Annotated in this window: 7 protein-coding genes and 1 riboswitch; of the genes, 5 read left to right on the top strand and 2 right to left on the bottom strand. The window is 44.3% G+C overall.

Going from position 1 to position 11,096, the window contains the following annotated elements; genetic code table 11:
- A partial coding sequence (locus tag BM003_RS17860; RefSeq protein ID WP_218143248.1) for a hypothetical protein occupies positions 1-255 on the bottom strand: 255 nt, incomplete at its 3' end.
- A gap of 135 nt (positions 256-390) precedes the next feature.
- Positions 391-2,697 carry a 5-methyltetrahydropteroyltriglutamate--homocysteine S-methyltransferase gene (metE, locus tag BM003_RS10935; protein ID WP_093673005.1) on the bottom strand — a complete coding sequence of 769 codons (2,307 nt, stop codon included), beginning with the start codon at positions 2,695-2,697 and terminating at the stop codon, positions 391-393.
- A 95-nt stretch (positions 2,698-2,792) separates the two neighbouring features.
- Positions 2,793-2,907, bottom strand: a riboswitch (SAM riboswitch).
- A 188-nt stretch (positions 2,908-3,095) separates the two neighbouring features.
- Between metE and BM003_RS10930 the strand changes: the two genes are divergently transcribed.
- The 5 genes from BM003_RS10930 (at position 3,096) to BM003_RS10910 (ending at position 10,925) form a co-directional block, all read left to right on the top strand.
- Entirely contained in the window at positions 3,096-4,952 is a 1,857-nt protein-coding gene (locus BM003_RS10930) for a putative bifunctional diguanylate cyclase/phosphodiesterase (protein WP_093673003.1), read from the top strand.
- Positions 4,953-5,045: 93 nt separating this feature from the next.
- Complete coding sequence (locus tag BM003_RS10925; RefSeq protein ID WP_245734222.1) at positions 5,046-6,332, top strand: globin-coupled sensor protein; 1,287 nt, start codon at positions 5,046-5,048, stop codon at positions 6,330-6,332.
- 164 nt (positions 6,333-6,496) lie between these two features.
- A complete protein-coding gene (locus BM003_RS10920) occupies positions 6,497-7,462 on the top strand; it encodes an AAA family ATPase (protein ID WP_093672999.1) in 966 nt (321 codons plus the stop codon).
- Complete coding sequence (locus tag BM003_RS10915) at positions 7,459-8,631, top strand: DUF58 domain-containing protein (RefSeq protein WP_093672997.1); 1,173 nt, start codon at positions 7,459-7,461, stop codon at positions 8,629-8,631. The genes BM003_RS10920 and BM003_RS10915 overlap by 4 nt, the downstream gene beginning before the upstream one ends.
- On the top strand, positions 8,628-10,925 hold the full coding sequence (locus BM003_RS10910; RefSeq protein ID WP_093672995.1) for a transglutaminase TgpA family protein: 2,298 nt from the start codon (positions 8,628-8,630) through the stop codon (positions 10,923-10,925). The genes BM003_RS10915 and BM003_RS10910 overlap by 4 nt, the downstream gene beginning before the upstream one ends.
- Positions 10,926-11,096 lie beyond the last annotated feature (171 nt).

The following is an 11,096-nucleotide window of genomic DNA, read 5'->3' as shown; positions in this document are numbered from 1 at the left end:
TTTTGTCTGAACGCTGATTCTTTTGTCTGAGCGCTGATATTTTTGTCTGAGCGCTGATTCTTCTGCCTGAACGCTGATACTTTGCTCTGAACGCTGATACTTTTCTCTGAACGCTGATACTTTGCTCTGAGCGCTGATATTTTTGCTCTGAACGCTGATTATTTTCTCTGAACGCTGATATTTTTCTTTGAACTCCGATTCCTTTCTCTGAGCGCTGATATTTTTCTTTGAACTCCGATAATTTCGCCTGGACAATGCAAAATTGTCCGTCTCTTTTTATCAGGTATTGTTTTGTTGCGCAGTTCGTATTTACTGTGCGCTACAGTTTAAAAAGCATATCAAAAAAGAGCCGCGACAATGATCGCGGCTCTGCTTCTTATTTAATGGTACTTATTTTCCAACATGGTTACTAAGTTCTTCACGCACTTCGTAAGCGGCTTCGACCATGTTCTTGAGCGCTGGAATGGTCTCTTCCGGGCGTCGTGTCTTAAGGCCGCAGTCCGGATTGATCCAGACGACCTTTGGATCGAGAACTTTCAACGCGCGTTCGGCATAGGATTTCATTTCTTCGACACTTGGGATGCGTGGACTGTGGATGTCATACACGCCAAGGCCGATGCCTTTTTTATAGTCGAAATCCTCAAATGTGGCGATGATTTCGCCATGGCTGCGCGCGGCTTCGATCGAAATGACATCGGTATCCAGTGCATCAATAGTATCGATGATTTCATCGAATTCAGAATAACACATATGGGTATGGATTTGCGTGTCATTGTTTACGAATGTGGTCGCGAGACGGAACGAATAAACAGAATCATGGAGGTAGCCTGCTTTCTTTGCTTCCTTCAATGGCAAGCCTTCACGAAGCGCAGGTTCGTCAACTTGAATCATGCGAATATCCGCCTCTTCAAGTGCGTGCACTTCTTTTTTCAATGCGAGCGCAATCTGATTGAAGACTTCCGCTTGGCTTATGTCATCGCGAACAAACGACCAGTTGTAGATTGTAACCGGTCCGGTGAGCATACCTTTTACCGGCTTTTTCGTCAGCGACTGTGCATAGGCGCTCTCTTTGACAGTCATCGGTGCGATCCATGATACATCACCGAAGATCAGCGGTGGCTTCACGCAACGCGAGCCGTAAGACTGAACCCAACCAAAACGAGTAAAGGCGAAGCCAGCGAGCTTTTCACCAAAATATTCAACCATATCGTTTCGTTCAAATTCGCCATGCACGAGTACATCGATGCCGAGATCTTCCTGGATTTGAATCCATTTCGCTGTCTCGTCGTTAATGAACTGTTCGTATTTAGCGTCGGACCATTCGCCTTTTCTCCAATTACGTCGTGCTTGGCGAACTTCCTTTGTCTGCGGGAAGCTTCCGATCGTTGTCGTTGGCAGTGGCGGCAGATTGAACGCGTCAGCCTGAACTTGCTGGCGCAGCTTGTATGAGCCCGGACGCGTCGGCAGTTCATCGCCTAATTGGTCGATTTCTTTTTGAACCGCTTGGTTATTGCGGTGCGCCGATTGTTGTAGCGCTTGAAGATCTGCGCTGCTCTTCTGAACAGCGTCAGCGATTGCTGCTTCGCCTTCGCTTAGGCCCTTAGCGAGTGTAACGACTTCGTTCAGTTTCTCATCCGCGAAGGAAAGTGCGTTCAGTAAGATCGAATCCAGATCGGTTTCATTGGCTACCGTTACCGGCACATGCAGCAGACTTGATGACGGAGTGACCCAAAGTTTTCCGTGATCCTCATCCGCTGAAAGCAATGTTTGAAGTTCGGCAAGTGTCGCTGATAAGTCAGTCTTCCAGATATTGCGGCCGTCAACAACTCCGGCGGCAAGTACTTTGTCTTCCGGAAAACCGTATGCTTTAATCGCGGCCAAATTCGCTTCTTTGCCGTAAATAAAATCAAGTCCGACACCATCTACAGGCAATTGCACAACTTCTTTGTAGTCGTCAATCGCTTCGAAGTAGGTTTGAAGCAGAAGTTTTAATTCAGGAACGCTTTCTTTAATAAATTTGTAAGCGCGGTTGAATGCGGCAAGATCTTCTTCGCTTTGTTCTCTAACAAGAATCGGTTCATCAATCTGTACCCATTCCGCTCCGGCCGCTTGCAGCTCGCCTAGTACTTGGGCGTATAGAGGGAGCAGTGCGTCAAGCAGTGTGGCGAAGTGATCGTCATCATAACCTTTTGAGAGTTTCAATAATGTGATTGGTCCTACAATAACGGGCTTTGTAACAATACCCAGTTCTGTTTTCGCTTCATTGAACAGATCAAGAAGGCGGTTCCTAGTGAGATAAGGCTTCGTTTCATTAGTGATTTCCGGAACGATATAGTGATAGTTTGTGTTAAACCATTTTGTCATTTCCGATGCTTCTGCATCTTTGTTGCCTCGGGCGATTGAAAAATAGGTTTCGAGGGATACTTCTTTTTCGTCCGATTTAAATCGATCAGGGATTAACCCAAAAAGAACGGCGGTATCAAGAACATGGTCATAGAGACTGAAGTCGCCAACTGGAATCAAGTCGACACCAATGTCCTTTTGTTTTTTTAGATAACTTAATCGCAATGTTTTTACCGTATCTAGAAAAGTTTCTTTTGAAATTTTTCCTGCCCAAAATTGTTCAAGTGCCTTTTTCCATTCTCTTTTCTCACCAATTCTCGGGTATCCAAGATTCGCGCTTAATACGTTACTCATGATCATCCTCCTGTGTTCTGCAATCCTATTTTTTTGAGGGGACAAACAAAAAGCCTCTCTAGTTTAATAGAGAGGCTTGACATATCATCCGCACCCTCTTATCTGTCAAGATCTCTAAAACAGAAATCTTGCTGGAATTAGCACCTTTTCATAAATCTGAAAGGTTGCCGGGCTTCATAGGGCCAGTCCCTCCGCCGCTCGCAATAAGAGATTAATTAAGTTAATTTGAATACTAACATGGAATGGACCGTTCGTCAATGTTTTGTTTTTGGCTAAAAATTTTTTTGAATCAATCATGAACCTGTTCACTTTTGTTCCTCTTGTGACGATAAAAAGAATGTATTAGTCTCTCAATTACGAAATTAAGGCAGCAAAGAAATGATGAGGGTGAACGCAAGATGGGGGAACAGTTAAATCGAGAAAAATGGCTCGCGGAAGTGAAGAAGCAAGCGGCAGATTTATCAATTAGCGACCATTTGGTTAAACAGCGGATTAGCCTGACGCAAATCCACATGTTGGATTTACAATTGGTAAGATGGATGCGCCCGTTTATGTTACACGACTTCGCCCATGTTGCTCAGCAGATGAGTCAATCTGTTTCCGATTTATTCAAGATACAAAGTATGGTTCTGTCTGAGAAGACAAAAGAAGATCTGACACGCATGTACATAACGCAAGCTCGGAGTGTTTTCAGTGGAATCATCGATCAGCACTTTCTGACGATATGCAGGGACCAGGCGGCTTTTTTCTTTGATCATCATCTAAGCTTGACCAATCAAGCCGCGCTTAACCATCTGTATCAGCGCAGACTTATGGATGTGATCATCAAAGCTGTCAATTACAGCGAGCAGGCACTGACGATCTCCGATGCGTTAGGCAAAGTGCTTAATCTGAACTATCAATTGGTCATGGACAGCTATCAGCAGATGGAGAAAGCGTACGAGATCCAAAAAGCGGAGGAAATACGTTTTAAGGCTTTTCATGATGTACTTACAGGATTACCCAATAATTTGGTTGCTGAAGAGACAATTGTTGACTTAATCAAGACTTGTCAAATAAGCAAGCAATCGTTTTCACTTTTGAAAATCAATATTGACCGGTTGAAAATAATAAATGAAATATTCGGAAGAAGTATAGGAAATGAGTTACTGATTTCTCTGTCCGGAAGGGTTAATCAGACGCTTAATGGAATGAACGCGGAATTATTTCGAATCAGCAGCGACGAGTTTATGATTATCTGCAAAAATTGTTTGAACAAACGCGGATTAATTCATATAGCTGAAAAACTTGTGCACACCACTGAGAAGCCGCACACTATTGAAGGAAAAGAAATCTATGCAACCTTCAGCATCGGTATCTCCGAATATCCTTATGACGGTAGCTCCAGTGTGCAGATTTTGGCGAGCGCTGAGGCGGCGTTGAGGGAAGCTAAGAAAAGCAACAAAGAAAGCTATTTCTTTTATAACAATGCGCTTCATCAACAGCTTCTAATGAAAGTAAGTACTGAGAACGAATTGCAAACCGCTTTATACAACCATCAATTTGTCTTGTTTTATCAGCCGCAAGTCAATGCGTGCAACGGGACATTGATCGGCGTTGAGGCTCTGATCCGCTGGAAACATCCAAAACGCGGCATCGTCCCTCCAAGCGGCTTTATTTCTGTCGCAGAAGAGACGGGCATGATTCGTGAAATCGGCTGGTGGGTGCTTAAAGAGGCATGTCAACGGATGAAGAGCTGGCAGGATCAAGGTGCTCCAAGAGTTCCTGTTTCAGTAAACCTCTCTTTTAATCAATTTCATGACGACTCATTAGTGAAACGGGTGTGCCACGCATTGGAAGTGAGCGGACTATGTCCTGAATATCTGGAATTAGAGATCACTGAATCAACCATGGCGGAGGACTTGGAACGCTCAATTAAGATTCTGAATGAGATCCGAGCACTTGGCGTTGGTGTCAGTCTCGACGATTTCGGAACGGGATACAGCTCACTCAGTTACTTGAAGAGTTTGCCGATCAATCAATTAAAAATTGACCGATCATTTGTTTTGGATATTGCCAGAAGCAATCGAGATCAAGCGATTGTGACCGCAATTGTGTCCATGGCCGAACAATTATGGATCGACGTGATTGTGGAGGGTATTGAGACAAAGGAACAACTGCTCGCAATCGAATCATGCAGATGCCGAGCCATTCAAGGCTACTATTATAGTCGTCCGCTTGCAGAAGAAGATTTTTCTGAAAATTATTTAGCATAAACAATGGGATAAACAGTGAACCATCATCATTGACGGAAAAGAATGGGTTATAGAATGTTTGATCTGTGACTATTTTGGATGGGAGTGTTTGGCGTGCAGTTACTAAACCGAAGAGAAAAGGTTACATCATGGTTGGAGAAGGCAAAATCAGAAGAAGTGTTAATTGATACTCTGGACTCGAAAGTGCTTGAGAAGATCGAGATGCTTGACATTAAAGAATTCGATCTTCAAATCATGAAAGTGATGCGGCCGTTTGTAGAGAAAGATATAGAACGAATGGCAAATGAATTTTATAACAGTTTCTATAAAATTGAGCCGCTTAAGAAAATTATTGATAAATATAGTACGATTGAAAAATTGAGTAAGACATTGGCGGTCCATGTATTAGACCTGTTTTCCGGAGTGATCGATGAAGCGTTTATCAAACGTAGATTTCAGGTCGGTATTATGCATTATCGGATTGCGCTGACTCCTCCTTATTACATGGGCACATTCCAGAACCTGCTCTCGAATTTGATCAGCATTGTATTGGAAAACGTTGCGGACAAAAACGAGGCGGATCGCGTGATTCGTTCGATCAACAAGATGATCAGCTTCGAACAGCAAGTTGTTCTGGAAGCTTATGACGAAGAATATGAGAAAACGTTAAAAAGAGAGTATGAAATTGGACGAGAGGACTTGCGCACGGCTATTCTACACGTGAGCAGTCAGTTGACGCAGCTCTCTGAGCATAGTGAGGAAGCGGTTCGCAGTCTCCTTGATCAATTTAAAATTGTGCGTGAAAACGCTCAGAAACGAGACACAGTATCTCGAAACGCGAAACAACATGCTTCAGAAGGTCAAAAGCAGTTGGAACAGCTTTTTGTTCAGGTCATGGCTGCAAGCCAGTCTGTAAAGGAAATGGGTAAAATGGTTGGCGAACTGGAAACTTCGTCACAACAAATCGGACAAGTAACTTTATTAGTCAAAGAAATTTCAGAACAGACCCATATTTTGGCGATCAATTCTGCCATTGAAGCGGCAAGAGCGGGAGAATATGGAAAAGGATTCACTGTCGTTGCTCAAGAAATTCAGAAACTGGCTGAAGAAACCAATAAAGCGATGGTTCAAATTTCCGAACTCATTCATAAATCAACAACCGTCACGGGTGATGTGGTTACTTCTCTTGATAAGACTACGTCGATTATTCAGAAGAGTATGCAGGAATCGAAGCATACGGGAGAGAAATTCGAAAGTATTATCGAGTCTGCAGATCAAAGCAGCAACCTTTCATCTGTCACGGAACACAGTATTAATGAACTTGCCGCAATTACTGAACAGATAAGTACGGGAGTAGAGACCTTGGTTGTTTCAGCAGATCAGCTTAAGAGCCAACTGTAAATCAGTGAATGCTGTTCGACAGGCGATCATAAAGGGAAAAGAACAGACGAATGCTATCGTGTGTTCTTTTTTTTTAGCCCTATGTTTGGAATTAATCGAATTTTTTTTGTACACTAGAGGTAATGGTTTAACTAATCGGAAAATAATCGGAATCGAGGTTACTTATGAATTCAAGCGTCGAAGCGCATCACATAATTTCCGAACTCATTGATCATGTGGAAACTGTTGTTGTTGGGAAAAGAAGGGTAGTGAAGCTGATCACCGTAGCATTGCTGGCGGGCGGGCATGTGCTCATCGAAGATATACCCGGCGTTGGAAAGACGGTACTGGTTCACGCAATCGCAAAATCGATAGGTGCTGATTTCAAGCGCATTCAGTTCACTCCTGATTTACTTCCTTCCGATATTACCGGGTTAACAATATACAATCAAAAGAATGCGCAATTCGAATTTCGGCCCGGTCCACTGATGGGCAACATCATTCTTGCGGACGAAATAAACCGCACATCACCCAAGACACAATCGGCGTTGCTTGAAGGAATGGCGGAAGGCCATATAACGGTTGACGGCGTTACTCGGGAGCTGCCGGACCTCTTTTTTGTTATGGCTACACAAAATCCGATTGAATATGAAGGAACATACCCCTTACCGGAAGCGCAGCTCGATCGATTTCTATTGAAATTATCCATAGGTTATCCCGACCGCAGGGATGAACTTTCGCTGCTTGACCGAGTGCCGGATCATAACCCGCTCAGTAACTTGAAACCAATCCTTTCAGTGGATGATGTCCTGTATCTGCGTCGCCAAGTTGCGTCCGTTTACGTTTCCAAAGAAATGAAAAATTACTTAATGGATATTATTCAGGCGACGCGCGAGCACCCATTGATTGCGCTCGGAGTAAGCCCTCGCGGCACGATCGGCTTGCTGCGTGCCGTACAAGCGATCGCTTTTATTGAACAACGTGAGTACGTGATTCCGGATGATGTTAAAGCTGCAGTACCTTATGTCCTCGCTCATCGTATTATTCTCAAACAGGAAGCAGCTTATGAGAATAGGGAGCCTTTGTCGATCATTCAAGAAATCATCAGTAAGACAAAGGTTCCGGTATCGCTGAAGGAACCGATTGAATGATTGGGCATTGGTTGGAAAAAGGTCAGTTACATTCTATTTTGCGTGTTGTACCAACGTTCGTGACTGCAGTCGTACTGTTTTTGTTCGCAATCGCTCAAGGAGGTTTCCTGAGCTGGTTTCTCTTCTACACGTTTCTCCCTATTGCTTTGTATTTGAGTGTACTCTTGCTGTATCCATTTCATTCCATTGTTATTGTGCGTTCGATTGATAATGATCAACTATTTTCAGGTGATACACTTCATCTGCAGATCCATTTAAAAAGGCGTTTGGCTTTCCCTCTCTTTCTGATGTCCATCTACGAAAGTCCCGAAGGCTCGCTGCGGAACGGTATAACACATACGGCAGGAGTCATGTGTTGGTTTTCACGTGAAGTGACGATCCCACTGGATTTATCTAATATGCCAAGAGGAAGGCATGTCCTAAAGAGTCTTGTTCTTAAGACGGGCGATCCGTTTGGATTTTTTGAACGATCAGTCCAATTAAGCAGCAGAATGGTCGTTTATGTTTATCCGAAATCGCGTGTTATATCAGCTCATGAGCTGGATCTGCCGAATCAAACAGCTGACGCTTTTGCCCAACAAGCTGATTTATCTAATTTTTCAGGAATTCGTGCCTACCGTCCCAGTGACCGTCCTTCTCGGATGGACTGGAAGTCAACAGCCAGAACCAACACGCTGGTTACAAAGCAATTTGAACCGGAACGTGAGCGCTATGTCTCGATTGTGCTTGTTTCGCGAAAACAGGAATCGGACGAGCGCTTTGAGCGAGCGATTTCCTATACCGTTTCATTAGTGAAAACATTTCTGAATTATGGATTTACCGTGTTATTAACTTACCGCTCAGGGTCTGCCGCTCTTTTTTTACAGGACAGCTCATCCCGCACGCTGAATCAGGTCTATCAAACCTTGGCTGAGCTGACAAAACAGCAGGTTCTTGAAGCGGACGAAGTGCGCATGTCCGGAAATAAAAGTTACTTAGGCTATGCTGTGAGCACGGACGCGCAGCTTGCTTTTACCATGAGTGAATTTGCGGCGAAGAGCAGACAGAAGCAAAAGTTGTTTTATATCACGGATGAATTGCCTGAACAGGACTTCAATCATTTGAGATCATCTTGGTTCTCAGCAACGATCGTTTCGGAAAAGGAGCTAAAGGCAGGTGAACGTGATTGAATGAGCGTCCATTTAGTCGAGTGATCACTGCGATTATTTATGCACTGGCAGGCTTTCTTTTATGGCTGTGCGCTCGGCCGCTTATTGAATTGACCATTCTCAATTCCCAAAGTTTACTCGTTATCTTCATCGTGGTGATGATACTGATGTTTTATTTGAGAATGCCCAATTGGTTGTGCGCGATTGTGTGCGGTATGCTTGTCTTACATGCAATGCATCATTACTTCTTTTATACGTACCCGATTCTGAGTGCGGATTGGCTGATTCAATTAGGCGAAGGAATAAGTCAAAATATAGAGTATCTATGGCATGGACAACCGACAGAGGAGTCGGACTTGTTCAGCGCATTTCTCTTTTTTCTATTGTTCGGATTGATTCTATTTGCGATCAGATATTGGCTTCAGAAGGGAAGGCTTGTTCTTTTTACATCGCTTGCAGTTCTAAGCGGCGTGCTCATGGATACGTTTACGGTATATGATGGCAGTAAAACAATGATTGGCATTGTTGTGTGCGCATTACTTCTGCTCAGTATGTGGAAATGGAAAAATTTCCCGTTAAAAAACACCGAAAAAAAAGAGCTTAAAAGCGGTTTTTCGTGGATTGCCGCGACAAGTAGCATCATCGCTGTGATTGTGGTACTCGCATTGCTCATGCCTAAGCCGGAATCGCGTTGGGCAGCATCATCGGATTACCTCAGCGGATTCGGATTATCCTTATTTCAAAACGGACCCTTCTTTTCAGGAAACCAGCGTATTGGCTATGATGATGACGACTCACGTCTTGGAGGATCAATTGGCATGGATCAGACGCCGCTGTTTACAGCTGCGATCAGTGGAAATCCCGGCTATTGGCGGGTGGCGCACAAAGACCACTACACCGGCCGCGGGTGGAGTAATAATGAACCTTTTTATTTACCGGCATCCGCTGCGAAGACGCTCGCATCTAATTTGTCACTATACGAAGATCAAACAAAAACAAATAAACAGACAGCCGTACTGCATTTCAGCAAAGCAAGCCCGGCGATTTTGCCTTACAGCGGTGAACCGATGCAAATCACTGTCCCTGGAAAACAGCTGAAAATTGAGCAGACAACGGGACAGGTGCTGCCTATTGATGAAAAAAGAGTGTCCTCAGAACAATTAGCGTACGCTGAGCCTGTCTACCAAACATCGATTCTCAGGAAAGCGACTTCCGAAAGCGATCCCGAGATCATTCGAGAACACTATCTCCAAGTTCCTCAAGATTTGCCTGATCGCGTACGTGCGCTCGGTCAACGGCTAACAGCCGGACATACGAACCGCTATGATCAAGTAAAGGCTGTGGTCAATTATTTACGTTCCTCAAGATTCAGATATTCGACGGAACAGATCCCGCGTCCATCGCAGAACCAGGATTATGTCGATCAGTTTCTCTTTGATTCAAAAGTGGGTTATTGTGATAATTTCTCGACGTCAATGGTTGTACTGCTGCGTTCGGCGGGAATTCCGGCACGATGGGTCAAGGGATTTACTTCGGGCGAATTTCAAGGACAAGTCCAGGAAAAAGTGAATGGAAAAAACATGGATTTGAATCAATATCAAATTACAAACGCAGACGCGCATTCATGGGGAGAGGTCTATTTTCCGGGCAGCGGCTGGGTCACTTTTGAACCGACACCTTCGTTCAGCGATCCAAGCCAATTTGCCAGTGCTTCAACAAATAATGATTCTGAAGGATCGAGTTCAGAACAACCTTCGGGCAGCTCTGAGCGTGCTCAGAGCCAGCAGGATGGAGCCGCGCAACAACCGGAGAAACAGCCAGCGGATCATTCTGCGAACAAAGATAGTGACCAAAAGAAAAACGCTTCGGCAAATAATTCGCCTGGCGTTGGCATGAATTGGTTTCGTATTGGCTGGATCGCATTGATCGTTCTGCTGATCGGAGCGTTAGCGGCACTAGTAACACGAAAAAAGTGGCTGCGCGCGATTTATAGATGGAAAATCAAAAAGAATCCGTTACACAGCACTCAGGACTTTCGGAATGGATACCGCCTGCTGCTTCGAATGCTTGAATTGAACGGAGTGAAACGGTTGGATACCGAGACGCTGCGCGAATTTGCAACCCGTGTTTGTCATCAGAACAACGGGAATGCATTGCTTCTGTTGACAGAGTGTTACGAACGGATAATTTATATGAATGATAACCGAATACCGTCAATGAGTGCAGAACGCTTCCATACGTTGGCGGATCAGCTCATTGCTGACGAACCCAATGCGCATCCTCAAGAGCGATTGAATAAACATAAAGAAAAATGAGCCTATGGGCTCGTTTTTTTTATAAGTAAAGAAACATTCATGACACGCTTGAGGGGTGCGGGACACCGCGCCGGTACGACGATAAGGTCATAAGATTCCGCTGGGCGATCAGGTAAGCGCCCAATCTGAGAAATAAACGGAAAAATTCCGCTTAATTAGAAAATGAATGAA

It is taken from the genome of Sporolactobacillus nakayamae (assembly GCF_900113325.1).
Lineage (GTDB): Bacteria > Bacillota > Bacilli > Bacillales > Sporolactobacillaceae > Sporolactobacillus > Sporolactobacillus nakayamae.
Note: the sequence above shows the minus strand (reverse complement) of the source record. Positions and strands in the feature narration are given on the sequence as shown.

Bases quoted from the DNA above. Each gene is read 5' to 3' on its own strand.
- BM003_RS10930 (WP_093673003.1), top strand. From the start codon at position 3,096: ATGGGGGAACAGTTAAATCGAGAAAAATGGCTCGCGGAAGTGAAGAAG.
- BM003_RS10920 (WP_093672999.1), top strand. From the start codon at position 6,497: ATGAATTCAAGCGTCGAAGCGCATCACATAATTTCCGAACTCATTGAT.
- BM003_RS10915 (WP_093672997.1), top strand. From the start codon at position 7,459: ATGATTGGGCATTGGTTGGAAAAAGGTCAGTTACATTCTATTTTGCGT.
- metE (WP_093673005.1), bottom strand. From the start codon at position 2,697: ATGAGTAACGTATTAAGCGCGAATCTTGGATACCCGAGAATTGGTGAG.